The sequence below is a fragment of the Roseibium sp. RP-7 genome, from assembly GCF_053005225.1.
Window position 1 is genome coordinate 1,166,950 of the sequence record NZ_JBRKQA010000001.1, and the last position, 17,644, is coordinate 1,184,593.

General features: G+C 59.4%; 18 protein-coding genes and 1 tRNA gene. 13 read left to right on the forward strand and 6 right to left on the reverse strand.

What is annotated here, in order from left to right:
• Positions 1–124 precede the first annotated feature (124 nt).
• The 7 genes from ACVDG9_RS05325 to phoB all read left to right on the forward strand — a co-directional run bounded on the left by ACVDG9_RS05325 (position 125) and on the right by phoB (position 7,717).
• Positions 125–1,117, forward strand: coding sequence for a substrate-binding domain-containing protein (locus ACVDG9_RS05325; RefSeq protein WP_051990213.1), 993 nt, complete (start codon positions 125–127; stop codon positions 1,115–1,117).
• Positions 1,118–1,471: 354 nt separating this feature from the next.
• Positions 1,472–2,512 carry a substrate-binding domain-containing protein gene (locus ACVDG9_RS05330; RefSeq protein WP_023001818.1) on the forward strand — a complete coding sequence of 347 codons (1,041 nt, stop codon included), beginning with the start codon at positions 1,472–1,474 and terminating at the stop codon, positions 2,510–2,512.
• A 65-nt stretch (positions 2,513–2,577) separates the two neighbouring features.
• Positions 2,578–4,047 (forward strand): phosphate ABC transporter permease subunit PstC, encoded by a 1,470-nt coding sequence (gene pstC, locus ACVDG9_RS05335; protein ID WP_447237432.1) that lies wholly within the window; start codon positions 2,578–2,580, stop codon positions 4,045–4,047.
• Positions 4,047–5,399 carry a phosphate ABC transporter permease PstA gene (gene pstA, locus ACVDG9_RS05340; RefSeq protein ID WP_023001816.1) on the forward strand — a complete coding sequence of 451 codons (1,353 nt, stop codon included), beginning with the start codon at positions 4,047–4,049 and terminating at the stop codon, positions 5,397–5,399. The genes pstC and pstA overlap by 1 nt, the downstream gene beginning before the upstream one ends.
• A gap of 47 nt (positions 5,400–5,446) precedes the next feature.
• The gene (gene pstB / locus ACVDG9_RS05345) at positions 5,447–6,208 is read left to right on the forward strand and encodes a phosphate ABC transporter ATP-binding protein PstB (RefSeq protein ID WP_228148061.1); all 762 of its coding nucleotides are present in this window, start codon (positions 5,447–5,449) and stop codon (positions 6,206–6,208) included.
• Positions 6,209–6,239: 31 nt separating this feature from the next.
• A complete protein-coding gene (gene phoU, locus ACVDG9_RS05350; RefSeq protein ID WP_023001814.1) occupies positions 6,240–6,935 on the forward strand; it encodes a phosphate signaling complex protein PhoU in 696 nt (231 codons plus the stop codon).
• 80 nt (positions 6,936–7,015) lie between these two features.
• Positions 7,016–7,717 (forward strand): phosphate regulon transcriptional regulator PhoB, encoded by a 702-nt coding sequence (phoB, locus tag ACVDG9_RS05355; RefSeq protein ID WP_023001813.1) that lies wholly within the window; start codon positions 7,016–7,018, stop codon positions 7,715–7,717.
• Between the two features lie 327 nt (positions 7,718–8,044).
• Here phoB and ACVDG9_RS05360 read toward each other — a convergent pair whose 3' ends face one another.
• On the reverse strand, positions 8,045–8,581 hold the full coding sequence (locus tag ACVDG9_RS05360; protein WP_023001812.1) for a GcrA family cell cycle regulator: 537 nt from the start codon (positions 8,579–8,581) through the stop codon (positions 8,045–8,047).
• A 441-nt stretch (positions 8,582–9,022) separates the two neighbouring features.
• On the opposite strand from ACVDG9_RS05360, the gene ACVDG9_RS05365 reads away from it, so the two are divergent.
• From ACVDG9_RS05365 to ACVDG9_RS05375, 3 genes are read left to right on the forward strand one after another with little or no spacing between them, the layout of a single operon-like run.
• On the forward strand, positions 9,023–10,219 hold the full coding sequence (locus tag ACVDG9_RS05365) for an aspartate aminotransferase family protein (protein ID WP_228869517.1): 1,197 nt from the start codon (positions 9,023–9,025) through the stop codon (positions 10,217–10,219).
• Positions 10,219–11,148 carry an ornithine carbamoyltransferase gene (argF, locus tag ACVDG9_RS05370; protein ID WP_152507425.1) on the forward strand — a complete coding sequence of 310 codons (930 nt, stop codon included), beginning with the start codon at positions 10,219–10,221 and terminating at the stop codon, positions 11,146–11,148. The genes ACVDG9_RS05365 and argF overlap by 1 nt, the downstream gene beginning before the upstream one ends.
• A gap of 10 nt (positions 11,149–11,158) precedes the next feature.
• A complete protein-coding gene (locus ACVDG9_RS05375; protein WP_023001809.1) occupies positions 11,159–12,145 on the forward strand; it encodes an Hsp33 family molecular chaperone in 987 nt (328 codons plus the stop codon).
• Positions 12,146–12,262: 117 nt separating this feature from the next.
• On the opposite strand, the gene ACVDG9_RS05380 is transcribed toward ACVDG9_RS05375, so the two are convergent.
• A complete protein-coding gene (locus ACVDG9_RS05380) occupies positions 12,263–12,910 on the reverse strand; it encodes an alpha/beta family hydrolase (RefSeq protein WP_209168500.1) in 648 nt (215 codons plus the stop codon).
• Between the two features lie 115 nt (positions 12,911–13,025).
• Here ACVDG9_RS05380 and ACVDG9_RS05385 point away from each other — a divergent pair, with 115 nt between their 5' ends.
• The gene (locus tag ACVDG9_RS05385) at positions 13,026–13,871 is read left to right on the forward strand and encodes a sterol desaturase family protein (RefSeq protein WP_447237433.1); all 846 of its coding nucleotides are present in this window, start codon (positions 13,026–13,028) and stop codon (positions 13,869–13,871) included.
• A gap of 31 nt (positions 13,872–13,902) precedes the next feature.
• On the opposite strand, the gene ACVDG9_RS05390 is transcribed toward ACVDG9_RS05385, so the two are convergent.
• Together ACVDG9_RS05390 and ACVDG9_RS05395 are read right to left on the reverse strand one after the other, a co-directional pair.
• Positions 13,903–14,784 (reverse strand): transporter substrate-binding domain-containing protein, encoded by an 882-nt coding sequence (locus ACVDG9_RS05390; RefSeq protein ID WP_447237434.1) that lies wholly within the window; start codon positions 14,782–14,784, stop codon positions 13,903–13,905.
• 180 nt (positions 14,785–14,964) lie between these two features.
• Positions 14,965–15,414, reverse strand: coding sequence for an Lrp/AsnC family transcriptional regulator (locus tag ACVDG9_RS05395; RefSeq protein ID WP_447237435.1), 450 nt, complete (start codon positions 15,412–15,414; stop codon positions 14,965–14,967).
• Between the two features lie 154 nt (positions 15,415–15,568).
• Between ACVDG9_RS05395 and ACVDG9_RS05400 the strand changes: the two genes are divergently transcribed.
• Positions 15,569–15,775: a DUF1127 domain-containing protein gene (locus tag ACVDG9_RS05400; RefSeq protein WP_055658103.1), complete on the forward strand. Its 207-nt coding sequence runs from the start codon at positions 15,569–15,571 to the stop codon at positions 15,773–15,775.
• Between the two features lie 40 nt (positions 15,776–15,815).
• Here the strand turns inward: ACVDG9_RS05400 and ACVDG9_RS05405 are convergent.
• Positions 15,816–15,889, reverse strand: a tRNA-Gly gene (locus tag ACVDG9_RS05405).
• A 169-nt stretch (positions 15,890–16,058) separates the two neighbouring features.
• Here ACVDG9_RS05405 and ACVDG9_RS05410 point away from each other — a divergent pair.
• The gene (locus tag ACVDG9_RS05410; RefSeq protein WP_031269660.1) at positions 16,059–16,859 is read left to right on the forward strand and encodes an ion transporter; all 801 of its coding nucleotides are present in this window, start codon (positions 16,059–16,061) and stop codon (positions 16,857–16,859) included.
• 232 nt (positions 16,860–17,091) lie between these two features.
• Here ACVDG9_RS05410 and ACVDG9_RS05415 read toward each other — a convergent pair whose 3' ends face one another.
• On the reverse strand, positions 17,092–17,640 hold the full coding sequence (locus tag ACVDG9_RS05415; protein ID WP_447237436.1) for an IMPACT family protein: 549 nt from the start codon (positions 17,638–17,640) through the stop codon (positions 17,092–17,094).
• Positions 17,641–17,644 lie beyond the last annotated feature (4 nt).

Below are 17,644 nucleotides of genomic sequence, written 5' to 3' on the forward strand. Positions count from 1 at the left end.
ACTGCTAGAGACTTGCCACTGCAAGATCGGAAAAGTCTTTTGTGATCGGTCAGGCGATCCGCCGGAAGGAAGGCCTGTCTAGCCGGATCGCGCCAGCATTTTGTCCAGGAGTTTTAACGTGCCGATGTATTTTTCAGCCCGCGCTGTGTTGTGTGGCGTTTTTTGTTTGGCATCCCTGACCGCCGAAGCCCGTGACCGATTGCTTATCGTCGGCTCGTCCACGGTATTTCCGTTTGCGACCGCGGTCGCAGAAGCAGTCGGCAGCAACGGCGTAAAGTTCCCGATTGTCGAATCCACGGGCTCAGGCGCCGGTTTCAACCTGTTCTGCAAGGGCGTTGGTGAACACACGCCGGACATCACCAATGCATCCAGGCGCATGAAGCCTTCGGAACTGGACACCTGTCTCGCAAACGGCGTCACGCCGGTCGAAGTGGAAATCGGTTATGACGGCATCGTGCTGGCCAATTCGCGCAATGGCCCGAAATTCACCCTGACCGTGGAGCAGATTTTCGAGGCGCTGGCCGAGAAACTTCCGAAGGACGGACAGCTTGTCGACAATGGCAACCTTGCCTGGTCGGACATCGACGCGGATTTGCCGAATGAGGAGATCGAGGTGCTTGGACCGCCTCCGACCTCCGGCACCCGTGACGCGTTCGAAGAACTTGTCATGGAAGAAGGCTGCAAGTCGGTCAAGGATCTGGAAAAGGACGGTTGCACGCGCATTCGCCGGGACGGCAGCTTTGTCGAAGCGGGCGAGAACGACGACCTGATCGTCGGTGCTCTGGAGGCCAATCCCGTGACGGTCGGCATCTTCGGCTATTCCTTCCTGATGCAGAACCGGGACAAGATCCAGAGCGTTGGCGTCAACGGGGTCGAGCCGACGTTCGAAAAGATTGCCTCAGGGGAATACCCGGTGTCCCGCCCGCTGTTTTTCTACATCAAGAAGGAACACGTCGGCCTTATTCCTGGCATGGAGGAGTATGTGGCTGCCTTCACCAGCGAAGAGGCCTGGGGCGACGATGGGTATCTGGCGAGCAAGGGACTGATTCCCCTGTCTGCCGAAAAACGCAGGCAAGAGGCGACCGACGCAATGGCGTTGCCGGCCTTGCAACTCTGATCGAGCCGAGCCGGGCAATGCAAAACCCCGTTCGGCCGCTGCGGCAGGTGCCTGAAAGCCTCCCTGATCAGGCATAACGCTCGCCAGATGGATAAAAGGGATGCCTGTCAGCTTTGCCGAGGCAAGCGAGAGCTGCACCATGTGCACCTCGAGACGGGTTTTTGTGACCCTTTGCGACATAAAACCGTCAAGGAACAGGTTTTCTTGAGTAATTTCAGCATCTTAAATTGTCACAAAACTGAAAAGGAACTGTCATAGAACTCTCATCCGTGGAGCCTAGGTTCCCCGCATCGCTCGTGCACATCCAAGCGCGGTGATCATCTAGAAACCTTGACATTCAAAGGGAGTGGTCAAGTGAAATTTACGACCCTCGTTAGCGCAACTGCTCTTGCCGTTGCTTCCACTGCATTCGTTGGTTCGGCTCAGGCTCGCGACCAGGTGCAGATTGCTGGTTCCTCCACGGTTCTTCCTTATGCTTCCATCGTTGCTGAAGCATTCGGCGAAAACACCGATTTCCCGACACCGGTCGTTGAATCCGGTGGCTCCTCTGCTGGTCTGAAGAAGTTCTGCACCGGCGTTGGCGAAAACACCATCGATATCGCAAACGCTTCCCGCGCTATCCGCGAGAAGGAAATCAAGGCTTGTGCCGAAGCTGGCGTGAAAGACATCATCGAAGTTCGCATCGGCTACGATGGCATCGTGTTCGCTTCCCAGAAAGACGGCCCGGCTTTCAACGAATTCACCCAGGTTCAGTGGTTCAACGCTCTGTCCCCGAAAGTCCTGAAGGACGGTCAGATCGTCGACAACCCGTACACCAAGTGGTCCGAAGTTGACGCTTCCCTGCCGGACGCGGAAATCGCTGCTTTCATCCCGGGCACCAAGCACGGCACCCGTGAAGTGTTCGAAGAAAAAGTTCTGGCTGTTGGCTGTGAAGAATCCGGCGCTCTGAAAGCCATGATCGACGGCGGCATGTCCGAAGACGACGCTGAAGACGCCTGCATCGCAGTCCGCACGGACGGCAAGTCGGTCGACATCGACGGCGACTACACCGAGACCCTGGCTCGCATCGACTCCAACCCGAACGGCGTTGGCGTTTTCGGCCTGGCGTTCTACGAGAACAACACCGACAAACTCAAAGTGGCAACGATGGCCGGTATCGCTCCGTCCACCGAAACCATCGCCAAGGGTGAGTACCCGGTTTCCCGTCCGCTGTTCTTCTACATCAAGAAGGCACACATCGGCGTTATCCCGGGCCTGAAAGAATACGCTCAGTTCTTCGTTTCTGACGAAATCGCCGGCCCGGACGGCCCGCTGGCCCAGTATGGCCTGGTTTCCGATCCGGAGCTTGCAGCTACGCAGGCTTCCATCGAAGCCGAAGAAACGATGGGCAACTAAGCACATCTTTCCGGAAGGGCGGCTTCGGCCGCCCTTTCTTTCTTCTTTGCCGGTTGGGTCGCCCTATGTCACTTCCATATATTCTTATTGCGCTGCTGGTTCTGGCTGTCGCCGGATACATAGTCGGCCGCGGAAAAGCCTTAAGTTCTGCCGGAGGGGATGTGCGTGAGCTCCATTCCCTGCCTGGTTATTACGGCTGGAACGTCGTTGTTTCGATACTGGTTCCTGCCCTCCTGCTGCTCATTGCGTGGCTGATCTTCCAGCCCATCATTCTTGACAGTCAGGTTTCCTCCAAGATTTCCGAAGAGACCATTGCCGCAAGTTCGCTCGACCTCGTCATGAGCGACGTCGTACGTGTTGCCGAGGGTCTCGACCTTGCCGTTTCTCAAGGCGCCATGTCTGCCGACATGGCGTCTTCCATCCGTACCGATCTGACCGACGTGCGCAGCCGTCTCGGCGAGATAGGTGTCGCGCTCGGTTCCGAAGTGACCGCCGAAACATTGCGGGCCGCGCAGACATACCGCAGCATCTCGGGTACAGGCCTGCTGTTGCGGACAATCGGCGTTCTGGCGGTCGGCCTGATCGGTTTCGCTGTCGGTGTTTTGCGCACCAACAAGGATTTCCGTGCCCGCAACGTCGTGGAAACGGCCGTCCGCTATATCCTGATTGCAGCAGCCTCGATCGCCATCCTGACGACTGTCGGCATCGTGCTGTCGCTGATCTTCAACACGGTCGAGTTCTTCCGGCTCTATCCGGCTGCTGATTTCTTCTTCGGCCTGACCTGGGCGCCGAGCTTCGGCGGTGGATCGGAGCTGGGGATCGTGCCGCTGATCTGGGCGACCATGTATATCTCCCTGATCGCACTTGCCGTTGCCGTACCGATCGGTCTGTTCGCTGCCATCTACCTGTCTGAGTATGCAACGCCGCACGTACGCGCCGTCGCCAAGCCGCTGCTCGAGATCCTGGCCGGTATTCCAACCATCGTTTACGGTCTCTTCGCGCTGCTGACAGTCGGCCCGCTTCTGATGAACGTCTTCGGCTCCGGCGGTGCGCTTGGCGTAAGCTGGATGTCCGGTGCTTCCTCGGTGTTCACCGCGGGCGCTGTCATGGGCATCATGCTGATCCCTTTCGTCAGCTCGCTTTCCGACGACATCATCAACGCTGTGCCGCAGGCCATGCGTGACGGATCGCTCGGACTTGGTGCCACCCATTCGGAAACCGTGAAGCAGGTCATTCTGCCGGCGGCCCTGCCGGGGATCGTCGGGGCCATCCTGCTGGCGGCCTCTCGCGCCATCGGTGAAACCATGATCGTTGTGCTGGGGGCCGGCGCAGCTGCCCGCCTCAGCATGAACCCGCTCGAAGCGATGACCACCGTGACCGCGAAGATCGTCAGCCAGCTCACTGGTGACGCCGACTTTGCCTCCCCGGAAGCCCTTGTCGCCTTCGCACTCGGCATGACCCTGTTCGTCGTGACCCTGGGGCTCAACATCGTCGCGCTCTACATCGTGCGCAAATATCGGGAGCAGTACGACTAATGACCGACACGACCCTTACGCCACCGTCGGGCAAGACCAGTGCTCCGACCCCGCACAAGACCACGTCGATCCTCGAACTCGATCCGCTGACCAGAAAGCGCAACGCCGCTGAAGCGCGCTTCAAGCTCTACGGCATCATTGCCATCGGCATCGGCCTGTTCTTCCTCGTCGCGCTGTTGTGGGCAATCCTGTCCAACGGCCTTGGCGCCTTCAGCCAGACGTTCCTGAAGGTGGATGTCCCGCTCAATCAGGAGCAGATTGCCGAAGCGGAAAAGTCGGTGGTCAAGACCTCCAAGTATCGGGCCATCATTGACGACGCCTTTGCCAAGGAACTTGCCGGTCTCAACATCACCACCGACATGTCGGCAAAGGACCTGCAGAAGCTGTTCTCCTCAGGGGCTGCCGCAACGGTTCGTGACTATGCACTTGCCAACCCGGACAAGATCGGCACGACGGTAACCTTCGAGCTGATCGCCTCATCCCGTGTCGACGGCTACCTGAAGGGCCGCGTCAAGCGCGAGGATCTTGCCGAAGACAAGAACCTGGATGCCGCACACCTGGATCTGGCTGACCAGATGCAGTCCGCCGGCATTCTGGAGAAACGCTTCAACTGGGCCTTCATCACCGGAACCGATGCTTCCGACAGCCGTCCGGAGCAGGCCGGCATCGGGGCGTCCATGATCGGGTCGCTGTTCATGATGCTGGTGGTGCTGTTCCTGTCGCTGCCGATCGGCGTGGCCGCTTCCATCTACCTGGAAGAGTTCGCTCCGCAGAACAAGTTCACCGATCTGATCGAGGTGAATATCTCCAACCTGGCCGCCGTTCCGTCGATCGTGTTCGGTATTCTCGGTCTGGCGGTGTTCATCCAGTTCATGCATCTGCCGCAATCCGCACCACTGGTCGGTGGTCTGGTGCTGACGCTGATGACACTGCCCACGATCATCATCTCCACCCGCGCCTCCTTGAAGGCCGTTCCGCCGAGCATCCGCGATGCGGCCCTTGGTATTGGCGCCTCCAAGATGCAGTCGATCTTCCACCATGTCCTGCCGCTGGCAATGCCTGGAATTCTGACCGGCACGATCATCGGTCTGGCACAGGCGCTTGGGGAAACCGCTCCGCTGCTGCTGATCGGGATGGTCGGTTTCATCGCCTCCAATTTCCCGGACGGTGTGGCTGCCGGTTTCTTCTCTCCGAACTCGGCCATGCCGGCCCAGATCTACGAGTGGGCGAAACGCGCCGACCCGGCTTTCTATGAACGCGCTTGGGGCGGGATCATCGTGCTGCTGGTCTTCCTCATGACCATGAACATTATCGCTATCATCCTGCGCCGCAGGTTTGAACGCCGCTGGTAAGGATTGCTCCGATGAACGAGATGCCGAATTTTGAACAGGCGAAAACCATGACCGACAGCAAAATTTCCGCGAACAAGGTGCAGGTCTATTATGGCGATACCCACGCCATCAAGGACGTGGACATCGAGATCCAGCCGCGGTCCGTGACTGCCTTCATCGGTCCCTCCGGATGTGGCAAGTCGACGTTCCTGCGGACGATCAACCGCATGAACGACACCATCGACATCTGCCGTGTGGAAGGGTCGATCAAGATCGACGGTGAGGACATCTACGATCCCAAGGTCGATCCCGTACAGCTGCGCGCCAAGGTCGGCATGGTTTTCCAGAAGCCGAACCCGTTTCCCAAATCGATCTACGACAACATTGCGTACGGTCCGCGGATCCATGGTCTGGCCCGCAACAAGTCCGAGCTTGATGAAATCGTTGCCTCCAGCCTGCAGAAGGCCGGGCTTTGGGAAGAAGTCAAGAACCGTCTGGACGAGCCGGGCACCGGCATGTCGGGCGGTCAGCAACAGCGTCTGTGCATTGCCCGTGCGATTGCCGTCAGCCCGGAAGTGATCCTGATGGACGAACCGTGCTCGGCGCTCGACCCCATCGCTACCGCGAAGGTGGAAGAGCTGATCGACGAACTGCGGGAAAACTTCACCATCGTGATCGTGACCCACTCGATGCAGCAGGCTGCCCGTGTGTCTCAGCGTACCGCGTTCTTTCACCTGGGTGTTTTGGTGGAGGAAGGTCTGACGGAGGACATCTTTACCAATCCGAAGGACAAGCGTACGCAGGACTATATTACGGGCCGCTTCGGCTAAGCATTTTTTAGGTTTCTGAAGGGGACACAGGATGTCTGAACATACAGTCTCGGCTTACGATGACGAACTGACGGCCATGGCCGGCAAGGTTGCCGAAATGGGTGGTATTGCCGAAAAGGCTTTCGCCGATGCGGTGTCCGCTCTGGTGTCGCAGGATCTGGAGCTTGCCAAGGCGACGATCAAGGGCGATGTCCGTCTGGACAGCCTTTACAACGAACTTGAAGTGAAGCTGATCGAGCTGATCGTCCGCCGCCAGCCGATGGGGCAGGACCTGCGTGAAATCACCGCCGCAACGCGCATTGCCAATGACCTGGAGCGTGTTGGCGATCTTGCCAAGAACGTTGCCAAGCGCGTCATCGCCATCGACAGCGACTTGCAGTCCAAGAAGCTCGCGATCGGTGTGGAGCACATGACGGAACTCGCTCTTTCGCAGCTCAAGCAGGTGCTGGATGCCTACGCCCGCAAGGATGCGGAAGCCGCCCGCCGGGTTCAGGAAGCCGACGCCGAAGTCGACGCGATCTACACGTCGATCTTTCGCGAACTCCTGACCTACATGATGGAAGACCCGCGGGTCATTACCCAGTGCGTCCATCTCTTGTTCTGCGCAAAGAACATCGAGCGCATCGGCGATCACGCGACGAACATCGCCGAGAACGTCTACTACATGGTCACGGGCGAGCGTTTGCCGGAAGACCGGGCAAAGGTCGACGAAACAGGCGCGGTCTGACCCGCCGATAATCGTCGGATTTGCAGAAGATCTTAACGGCCGGCGCTTCGGCGCCGGTTGCGGTAATTGGAGCGAGATGTATGCCGAAGGTGCTCATCGTTGAAGACGAAGAACCGCTCAGCCTTCTATTGAGATACAATTTGGAAGCGGAAGGGTACTCGGTCGAGTCCTGTGTCCGGGGTGACGAGGCGGAAATCCGCCTGCGGGAAAGCCTGCCGGATCTGTTGCTGCTCGACTGGATGCTGCCGGGCCTGTCCGGAATTGAACTGTGCCGCCGCCTGCGGGCGCGCGAGGATACCGAACGCCTGCCGGTCATCATGCTGACGGCACGCGGTGAGGAAGCAGAGCGCATCCGCGGCCTGTCGACCGGTGCCGACGACTACGTGGTCAAGCCCTTCTCGGTACCGGAATTGATGGCCCGCGTGCGCGCCATCCTGCGCCGGGCAAGCCCGGAAGTGGTGTCCAGCATGTTGCGGTCCGGCGATATCGAACTGGATCGCGAAACGCACCGCGTTCGCCGCAACACCAAGGAAATACACCTGGGGCCGACGGAATTCCGCCTGCTGGAATTCCTGATGACATCGCCTGGCCGTGTCTTCTCCCGCGAACAACTGCTGGATGGGGTCTGGGGTCACGATGTCTACGTGGACGAACGCACTGTCGATGTTCACGTCGGTCGCTTGCGCAAGGCTCTGAACAAGGGCAAGGCAAAGGATCCTATCCGTACCGTCCGTGGTGCCGGATACGCCTTCAATGACCAGTTCACCTCTGCCACTGCCTGAGGGCAACTTGCAGAATGGAATTAAGGAGCCCGCTTTCAAGCGGGCTTTTTGTTTCTCAACGGTTATGTGCCTTTCGCGGAGCAAGGTTCTCTTCTGCGACCACCCCATCAGTTGTGTCGGTGTCGGGGCTGATCCTTCGGTCCCTGTCGTGGCGGAGCGGTCAAACAAGGTATGTTTTGATGGAACGGAAACGGCATGGAGCGGTGCCGAGAACAAGCCGTGGGAGGTCACTGTTCGGGGTCGGGCATCTGGTCAATGGAAGGCCCAAACAAAAAAAAGCCCGCCAAATCGGCGGGCTTTCTCATGAATTGGTTAGGTGCGAGGCTATCAGCCTGCCTGAGCCATCGTCTTGCGATCGCGGCGGCGGTCGGCGACCGGCTGATACGCGATCTTGCAGTGATGAGCGCAGTAGGGGACGCCGGCATCGGACTGGCGGCCGCAGAAGTAGAAGTCGTCGGTCGCCGGGTCGCCAATCGGCCATTTGCAGGTCCGCTCGGTCAGCGTCAGGATGGTAGCCCGCTGCGAGATCGGAACGAGCTCTGCAATCGGCTCTACGCGCGGCTTGGCGGCCACCACTGGTGCAGGCGAGATGTCTGCTTTCAGGGCCGTCGCGCCGATCGACTGCGGATGTGAAGTCGTCGGTTTCTTCGGCGCTGCACCCGTTGCAGGAGCTGCGGTGCGCGGCCGGCGCGGCTTGGCGCTTGAAGAGGTGGACTTGGCGCGGCCGGACAGGCCAAGGCGGTGCACCTTGCCGATCACGGCGTTACGGGTAACACCACCCAGTTCGCCTGCGATCTGGCTTGCGCTCAAGCCGTCGCCCCAAAGCTTTTTGAGAAGCTCAACTCGTTCGTTTGTCCAACTCATTGCCGCACCCTTTAGTTTGACCGTCCTGCGGCCATTAACCCCGTGTTAAGCATGCGCAAGCACGCTTAATGCTGGCAGATCTAGTGCCTCTTGGTGATTTGCCTCACGAGATCTCGTGTCTGATTGCTGAGAGGTTACAATAACGTTAATTTGTCAGGCAACCACTCGACCCAAACCAGTTGGGGATGAAACGACTTTTCCCCAATTATGGCGAGGTCATTGAGAATTTTATGAAATCCGCCCTCCGCGGCACATGAAATGTCTTGTGCGCCATTTCCATTGACAGTGCATGGTACCGGCAGTGTATAAGAAAGCCGCTGCGTGCCGCCTCATCGGGGCGGCACGTTGCGTTTTGGCCCTTCGGCATCTTTTTAAGGTGACGGCCCGGCGTCGGGGCGACGCAGGGGACAGCAGGGGCGTTTAAAGGAGACAAACGAGGTTATGTCCGCGACTGCACTATTCGGAAATTACGCAAGATCGAACCTTTCTTTCGATCATGGGGAAGGCGTCTGGCTGGTTACCACCGATGGCCGACGATTCCTCGATTGCGGTTCCGGCATCGCGGTCAACGCACTCGGTCATGCCCATCCGCATCTGGTCAAGGCGTTGCAGGATCAGGCAGCCAAGCTGTGGCATACCTCCAACCTGCACCAGATCCCGGATGGCGAACGGCTGGCGCAGCGCCTGTGCGCGGAAACCTTTGCCGACAAGGTGTTGTTCGTGAATTCCGGCGCGGAAGCGATGGAAGCTGCCATCAAATGCGCGCGCCGTTATCATTATGACAACGGCAACCCCGAGCGGTTCCACATCGTGACCTTCGAAGGCGCCTTCCATGGCCGGACCATCGCGACCATCGCGGCTGGCGGCCAGGCGAAATATCTTGAAGGCTTTGGCCCGAAGGCTCCCGGTTTCGACCAGGTGCCGGCAGGAGACCTGGATGCGCTGAAAGATGCCATCGGTCCGCAAACGGCCGCGATCGCGATCGAGCCCGTGCAGGGCGAGGGCGGTATCCGCGAAATTCCGGCCGATTTCCTGCGTGCGCTGCGCAAGATCTGTGATGACAACGGCATTCTGCTGATCTTCGACGAGATCCAGACCGGTGTCGGACGGACCGGCAAGCTGTTCGCTCACCAGTGGACGGGCGTGGAGCCGGACCTGATGGCAATCGCCAAGGGTATCGGCGGCGGGTTCCCGATGGGCGCATGTCTTGCAACGGCAGAAACGGCAGCGGCGCTGTCCCCCGGGACCCATGGCACCACCTTTGGCGGCAATCCGCTGGCCATGGCAGTCGGCAATGCCGTTCTGGACGTCGTTCTGGAAGACGGGTTCCTGGAAGGTGTCCGTCAGAAGGGGCTCAGCTTCAAGCAGAAGCTGGCCGGACTGGTGGATAGTCATCCGGACGTTCTGGCGGAAGTGCGCGGCAACGGCCTGATGCTCGGTCTGAAATGCGTGGTGCCGGTGGCAGATTATGTGCTTGCAGCCCGTGAAGCCGGTCTTCTGGCAGTTCCTGCCGGCGATAACGTGGTGCGCATCATGCCGCCGCTGACCATGAGCGAAGAGGAAATTTCCATTGCTGTCGAGCGCCTGGAACAGGCTGCTGTCGCCATGGAAGCGAAATTGGCGGAAGGAGCGGCCTGATGACCGCAAACGGAACCTACCGGAACTTTCTGGATCTGACGGACTTCGAAGGCGACGAACTGCGCGCCATCCTGGACACCAGCCGGAAGATCAAGTCGAGCCGTAACGGCGTGCATCGCGGCCAGGGTCCTCTGGCCGGCAAGGTGCTGGCCATGATCTTCGAACAACCGTCGACCCGTACGCGCATTTCCTTCGATGTCGGCATGCGCGAGCTTGGCGGCGAGACCTTGATGCTGACCGGTGCGGAAATGCAGCTCGGCCGCGGAGAGACAATCGCCGATACGGCGCAGGTTCTGTCGCGCTTCGTCGACGCGATCATGATCCGCATCCTCGATCACAACGATCTGCGTGAACTTGCCGACAATGCGACAGTGCCGGTGATCAACGGTCTGACCAAGCTCTCGCATCCCTGTCAGATCATGGCGGATCTGTTGACCTTTGAAGAGCATCGCGGTTCGATCAAGGGCAAGAGCGTTGCCTGGACCGGTGACAGCAACAACGTGCTGGCTTCCTGGATTCATGCCGCGCCGCGCTTCGATTTCGAATTGCGCATCGCGACGCCGGGCGAACTGGCGCCGCCGATGGACCTGATTGAAACTGCTCGTGCCAAGGGTGGTTCCATTCAGGTCACGACGGACCCATATGAGGCAGTCAAGGGGACCGACTGTGTCGTGACCGACTGCTGGGTGTCCATGGGTGATGACGATGCGGAATCGCGTCACAACCTCCTCAGCGCCTATCAGGTCAACAAACGCCTGATGGCTGAGGCAAACCAGGACGCCCTGTTCATGCATTGCCTGCCGGCCCACCGGGGTGAGGAAGTCACCTCGGACGTCATGGACGGTCCCAACTCCGTTGTGTTTGACGAAGCCGAAAACCGGCTCCATGCCCAAAAGGGCATTCTGGCCTGGTGCTTCGGCGCAGCATAAGGCAAGCCAAGTGGCACTTAATCTTGATGAACTGGGCATTACGCCTGCAGGGCTGGACGCTGTCCGGCCCTTTGCCGTGGAAGGGCTCGACGTGCGCGGCCGTGCGGTCGCGCTTGGTCCTGTCCTGGAAAAAATTCTTGACCGGCATGCCTATCCGGAACCGGTCTCGCGCCTGCTGGCGGAAGCGATCGTTCTGACCAGCCTCTTGGGCACGTCGCTGAAATTCGACGGTCGCTTCACGCTGCAGACGCAGACGAAGGGGCCGGTGTCCATGCTGGTCGTCGACTTCAAGTCACCCGACGCAATCCGCGCCTGCGCAACCTTCGATGCTGCAGAAGTCGCAGCGCTGATGGCTGATGGCAAGGCAACGCAGGAGGCCCTTCTCGGGCACGGACATCTGGCGATGACCATCGACCAGGGAATGCACATGCAGCGCTACCAGGGACTGGTGGAGCTGGATGGTGTGTCGCTGGAAGAAGTCGCACGCCGGTACTTCGAGCGATCCGAGCAGATCCCGACAGAAGTTCGTCTTGGTGTCGGTGAACTGTTCACCCGCCAGGAAGGCGAGGGTCACGTGAAAACCTGGACAGCCGGCGGGATCCTGATCCAGTTCCTGCCCGAAGCGCCGGAACGCATGCGCCAGGCTGACATTGATCCGGGCAATGCCCCGGAAGGCACGAGCCCGCACGAGATTGACGAGGACGATGCCTGGGTGGAAGCCAAGGTACTGGTCGAGACGGTCAAGGATGTCGAATTGACTGATCCGGAAGTCAGCGTGGAAATGCTGCTCTTCCGGCTGTTTCACGAACGCGGCGTCCGCCTTTTCGAGCCGCAGCCGCTGGTCGACAAGTGCAGCTGCTCTCGCGAGAAGATCGAGAATGTTCTCGCCGGGTTCAGCGACGACGACGTCGACCACATGACTGTCGACGGCAAGATCATCGTCACCTGCGAGTTCTGCAGCACCAGCTACGAATTCGACGGCAAGCCCGGCCAGTAAGCCGGACTGTCGTGAAATTCAAAAAGCCCGGATCGGAAACGGTCCGGGCTTTTTTCCTTGCTGCCTTGCGCCAGAGCCCTGGACTTGCGCTGCGCTTGTCGGGGTATGTAGTGGGCCTTAACTCGTGAGCCGATCCACGAATGCCCTGACTGCTTCGGCTGCCAGTTTGATGTTGCCGTCGAGTGTCGCCGGCGACTTGCCGCGCGGTCCGAAGTCGTGGTTGCCGTCTTCCAGATAAGTAAGGCTGACATGAGCTGGCAAGGTGACTTCATCGAGTTCCGCCTTCGAGCCGAACGGATCCCGGTCGCCCTGGAGAACCAGAACCGGCCGTTTGGCGTCCTGCAGCGGCTGGAGCCGCCACTCGGCATCGGCCTTGCCGGTCGGGTGGAAAGGGTAGCCGAAACAGGCAACGCCCTTGGCGCGGCCGGGCAGCGAGCCGCCGCCCGCCAGCATCGCGGCGACCCTACCACCCATCGATTTGCCGCCGATCAGCAGAGGGCTGTCGCTCTGGCTGAGGACAGATTGCAGGGCGGTCTGGAACTCGGCAATCAGCTTGTCGGCCCGGGGCGGCGGCTTTTTCGGGCCTCCCGTCCGGCGACCGGCCATATAGGCAAATTCAAAACGTGCGGCTGCAATGCCTTGGCTCGCGAGGGCTGCCGCGAGCTTGTTCATGAAGGTTGAGTCCATGGCTGCGCCAGCGCCATGGGCCAGCAGCAGTGTTGCCACAGGTGGCGTTTCGGGGCGGTTCCAGAGAAAGTCGGTCATGATGATGTGATCTGTCGCAGCGGCAAGGAATGATATCAGGAGTATTGTCGTATCGCCCTATCGTGCCATCGGGACCGTGGCAAGCAGCATTAGTCAGGACGTTTCAAAAGACCCCATGTTTGACCAGATCGACATCAACCAGGTTCGCATAGCCTGTTTCGGCGGCATCTTTCTGATAATGGCGCTGTTGGAGGCGGGTTTGCCACGGCGTCGCCTGAAGAGCAGCCGTTTGAAGCGCTGGCCGACCAACTGGGGCATTGTTCTGCTCGATGCCCTTCTGGTGCGGCTGATCTTCCCCATCGGCGGCGTCGGCCTTGCAATGCTGGCACTGGAAAAGGATTGGGGTCTCTTTGCATTGCTCGGCTGGTCGGGTGTTGTGGCCGGTCTGATCACCTTCGTCGTGCTCGATCTTGCGGTGTGGTTTCAGCACCTGGTGTCGCACAAGGTTCCCCTGTTCTGGCGCATTCACCGCATGCACCACGCAGATAGTGAGGTGGACGCTACAACCGCGCTCAGGTTTCACCCGATCGAAATTCTGCTGTCCTTCCTCTGGAAGGGGCTGGTCATCATCGCCCTCGGCGGTCCTGTTGAAGCCGTGCTGATCTTCGAGATCGTTCTCAACGGCTCTGCGGTTTTCAGCCACGCCAATGTCCGCTTGCCGCTTTGGCTGGACCGCCCCTTGCGGTTTCTGATCGTCACTCCGGACATGCACCGCATTCATCACTCGGTGCTGCCGCACGAGACGGATTCCAACTACGGGTTCTATCTTTCAGTCTGGGACCGTCTGTTCGGAACCTACGTGGAAGATCCCGAACAGGGACAGGAGACAATGGAAATCGGGCTCGGTGCCGCGCTCACGCCGCGTGCGCATTCGTTTCCCTTCAGCCTGGCGATCCCGTTCCTGAAAAATCCGGACCGCCGGAAGGCGGCGCGTGTCGAGGACGCGAAAGGCAAAAGCTGACCTGGTTCTTTGTCGGGAATGGTGGGAAAGGTCAGAAGAAGCTCATGGGAAAATAGCGCAGGTAAAGCTCGCGGTAGATGCCCTTCTGGTGAAGCTGGCGCAAGGCATAGGTGAGGGCCGCAGCCCGTTCCGGATCGTCCTGGCGGGTCGCAATGGCCATGCCTTCATCAAAATAGCCCGGCTCCAGCCACGGGCCGCCGGCAAAGGCACAGCAGCCATCTGCAGCTTCGCTTGGCAGCCAGAACGACAGGTTCAGGCCGTCGCCGAACAGAGCATCGGCCGAACCGCCCTTGACTGCCTCGCGTGTCGCCTCTGCGGTTTCCAGGCTGATGATCTCGGCATCGGGAAAGAAACGCTTGGCAAACGCCTCGTAGCGGGATCCGGCTTCAACAGCTATCCGCTTGCCGGTGAGCGTCTGCTCGTTGAAATCGGACGCGTTATACGCCCGAACCACAAACCGCGCCGGCAGCTTCAGATAGTCCTCGGTGAAGTTGAGGCGGCGCGTGGAGGGGAGGCTGCGCGACAGGCCGGAGATAATCGCGTCACCTTCTTCTTCGTCCAGTGCAGGCAGAAGAACCTCGAAGTCCTTGATGCGCAGGGCGCAGGAACTTCCGAGCTCCTGGCAGAGAGCCCGCGCAAGATCGACATTGAAGCCGGTAAGACGGCCATGCTGGTCACGGAACACGAAGGGCGGATATCCGTCGGTTGCCAGAAACTGGATCTTGTCCGGAATGGCATTTGGCCGGTCGTGGACGGCTTTCGGATCCCAGAAATTGGGAACGCGGACCGAAGCTTCCTGGGCTGAAACCGACAGGACGCCGAGCGCCAAAGTCCCGAGCGCCAAAGTGCCAAGCGTCAGCAGCCCGGCTGCAACGCGGCAGATAGTCTTGAGAAGTGGCAGTGAAGCTGGCACGCGGACGTCTCGTTCCGTATCAAGTCTTGGTCGGCAATACGCGCCGGGAATCGCGCAGACAGAATATCGCGAACCGGCAGCGCTTGTCAGCCCGCTCCGTTGAAGATGTCACGAGGCATTCCGAAAACAAACGCGTGAACTCTGACAGGCACAGCGTCGCCTGAATTCCGCGGAGTGCGGTCAGGTTCCCGGTTCCGGATCATAGGAGCGCAGGACGACGATCGTATCGAAGCCCTTGATGTCGTCTTCATAGAAATGCGCCTCGGTGAAAGTTGCATAGGCTTCCATGGAAGAACACTGCACGGTGAGTACCAGATCGGCCGGACCCGTGACGTGGTAGATCTTTTTCACTTCCCGAAGCTTCAGCAACTTCTGCCGCAACTTCGCCATACGCTCCGGTTGTCCGCGCGACAGCATCAGCATCACGAGCAAGGTAACGGAGGCGCCAGTTGCCTCCGGTGACACGATGGCCACTTCCCGCTCGATCGCCCCGACTTCTCTCAGGCGTTGCACCCTGCGCAGGCAGGCGGCAGAAGACAGGCCAACCTTCTCGGAAAGTTCCTTGCCGGTTTGCCGGGCATCGAGACTGAGCAGATGCAGCAGCTGATGATCGAAATCGTCCAGATCCATGATGGGGGAGGGTCCTGTTCGGCATAGTTGTGCGGTAGATTATCTCAAAATCCAAATTTTTGCGAATTTATCGCTCAAAATTGAGAATTTTGCGCACTGTCCGTAGGGGCATTTTCTAAACTTGCTCCTGTCCCGTCGGAAAGGAGCAAAACAGATGACCGATCACCTTGTCCCCCTGCACCTGGCACGCGTCCGTAGAGCCGGTCTCGTTGCTGCCGTCTTGCATTTTGCGCTGAAGTGCCTGCGCCGTCGGCGCGACATGGCCCACCTGGCGGATCTGCCCGACTATCTCTTGAAGGATGTAGGCCTCAGCCGCGCTGATGTCCGGAAAACCCCGCAGGTCGGCGAAACGCTGCGCTGAAGAAAAGCCACTGGGAAATTCGGGAATTGGATTGGTTGTTTGGAGCGGGTGAGGGGAATCGAACCCCCGTCTTAAGCTTGGGAAGCTTCTGCTCTACCATTGAGCTACACCCGCCGAACCTGATGAGCTTTCTGCGCCGACTTGCCCGACCTGTCAAGCACGCTTGTCTGATGGGTAGATGCTTTTCCAGAGCGCTGCGATCTTGCGCTGCGACGCTGAAATCGCCATGTTCCGGCCCGGGCAGTGCGGTACGCACGAAAAGACATCAAACCGGGTCACATATATGCGAAATCAGGTCAGGGCGCTGGTCACCTCACGCAACTGGGAAGTCTGCATCATCGGCGTTATCGTTTTGAATGCGGTGACGCTCGGTCTGGAGACCAGTCCTGCTGTCATGGCAGAGGTAGGCAGTTTCCTCAGGCTGGTCGATCAGGTGATCCTGGGCATTTTCGTCGTTGAACTGGCTCTGCGGCTCTATGCCCATGGCCTGAAGTTCTTCAAGGACCCCTGGAGCCTCTTCGACTTCAGTATCGTTGCAATCTCGCTGATGCCGGCAACAGGCAACCTGTCCGTTCTGCGGTCGCTGCGAATTTTGAGGGCTCTGCGCCTCATTTCCGTCGTACCGTCCCTGCGCCGTGTTATCGGCGGGCTGGTGGCCGCCCTGCCGGGCATGGGCTCCATCGTCGTGTTGATGGCGCTGGTCTTTTACGTCTTCGCCGTCATGGCGACCAAGCTCTATGGTGAAGCCTTTCCGGAATGGTTCGGCAACCTCGGCGCATCGCTCTACACGCTGTTCCAGGTCATGACCCTGGAAAGCTGGTCCATGGGCATCGTGCGTCCGGTCATGGATGTCTATCCCTATTCCTGGCTGTTCTTTGTCCCCTTCATCCTGTGCACGGCCTTCACGGTGCTGAACCTCTTTATCGGTATCATCGTCTCCGCCATGCAGGAGGAACACGAGGCTGAAGCCGACGCCAACCGTCAGGCCATTCATGACGACACAGGGCTGATCCTGGAAGAGGTCAGGGCGCTTCGAGCAGAACTGAAAGAGCTGAAGGCGGAAGCCGGCAAGACGCGGACGTAAGGCGGCGTGGTGGACTGAAACAGTGGCGTCAGCGGATAAACCAAGAGCTATCCACGATCTGATGCGTCGTCCCTTGGCTGAACCGTGGGAACCAGGACGCTCCGTCTCCTGACCCAATTGTCTCTTTGTGACCAAAATCCCGGTATGGATTGCCGGATCAAGTCCGGCAATGACGACCGGGGGAGGGGCCGGCCCTAGTGACTTGGAAGGAGCGACGGGACGTCGACGCTCTCTAAAGTTCAGCCAGAACCTCTTCCGGCCCTTCGACGGTCAGCGTCACTCCGTCTTCGGTGTAGTCGCGCGCCATGACGGTGAGGCCGAGGGTCTCGATCCGCCGTTCCAGTTCCGATCCGGACGCAAAATCTGCGCGAACTGTTTTCGACAGTATCTTTTGAAACGGTACCAGGTCGGCGTTGTAGATCGCATCCTGCGCTGCGCCGGAATAGGCTCGGGCCAGGCCCCCACCGCCGAGTTTCGTACCGCCGAAATAACGCACGATCAGAACAGCGCAGTTGATCAGTTCGGCGCCTTGCAGCACGCGCAATGTCGGCATGCCGGAGGTGCCAGCCGGTTCACCGTCGTCCTTGCCGCTCTCCTCAATCCGGTCGTCTTCCAGAAGTCTCCGGTGCGCCGTGACGATGTGATTGGCCTTCTTGTGCTCCTTGCGCAGCTCTTCCATCCGCTGGTCGAACATGTCCACCGGCACCAGATGCGCCAGAAAGCGGGACTTCCGGTCTTCCAGAAATCCTTCAAACTCACGGGTGACGGTTTTCAGGGCCATCGGC

Bases quoted from the DNA above. Each gene is read 5' to 3' on its own strand.
- ACVDG9_RS05325 (WP_051990213.1), top strand. From the start codon at position 125: ATGTATTTTTCAGCCCGCGCTGTGTTGTGTGGCGTTTTTTGTTTGGCA.
- ACVDG9_RS05395 (WP_447237435.1), bottom strand. From the start codon at position 15,414: ATGGATCTGGACGATTTCGATCATCAGCTGCTGCATCTGCTCAGTCTC.
- argF (WP_152507425.1), top strand. From the start codon at position 10,219: ATGACCGCAAACGGAACCTACCGGAACTTTCTGGATCTGACGGACTTC.
- phoB (WP_023001813.1), top strand. From the start codon at position 7,016: ATGCCGAAGGTGCTCATCGTTGAAGACGAAGAACCGCTCAGCCTTCTA.
- pstC (WP_447237432.1), top strand. From the start codon at position 2,578: ATGTCACTTCCATATATTCTTATTGCGCTGCTGGTTCTGGCTGTCGCC.
- ACVDG9_RS05360 (WP_023001812.1), bottom strand. From the start codon at position 8,581: ATGAGTTGGACAAACGAACGAGTTGAGCTTCTCAAAAAGCTTTGGGGC.
- phoU (WP_023001814.1), top strand. From the start codon at position 6,240: ATGTCTGAACATACAGTCTCGGCTTACGATGACGAACTGACGGCCATG.
- ACVDG9_RS05400 (WP_055658103.1), top strand. From the start codon at position 15,569: ATGACCGATCACCTTGTCCCCCTGCACCTGGCACGCGTCCGTAGAGCC.
- ACVDG9_RS05385 (WP_447237433.1), top strand. From the start codon at position 13,026: ATGTTTGACCAGATCGACATCAACCAGGTTCGCATAGCCTGTTTCGGC.
- ACVDG9_RS05415 (WP_447237436.1), bottom strand. From the start codon at position 17,640: ATGGCCCTGAAAACCGTCACCCGTGAGTTTGAAGGATTTCTGGAAGAC.
- ACVDG9_RS05380 (WP_209168500.1), bottom strand. From the start codon at position 12,910: ATGACCGACTTTCTCTGGAACCGCCCCGAAACGCCACCTGTGGCAACA.
- ACVDG9_RS05410 (WP_031269660.1), top strand. From the start codon at position 16,059: ATGCGAAATCAGGTCAGGGCGCTGGTCACCTCACGCAACTGGGAAGTC.
- ACVDG9_RS05365 (WP_228869517.1), top strand. From the start codon at position 9,023: ATGTCCGCGACTGCACTATTCGGAAATTACGCAAGATCGAACCTTTCT.
- pstB (WP_228148061.1), top strand. From the start codon at position 5,447: ATGACCGACAGCAAAATTTCCGCGAACAAGGTGCAGGTCTATTATGGC.
- pstA (WP_023001816.1), top strand. From the start codon at position 4,047: ATGACCGACACGACCCTTACGCCACCGTCGGGCAAGACCAGTGCTCCG.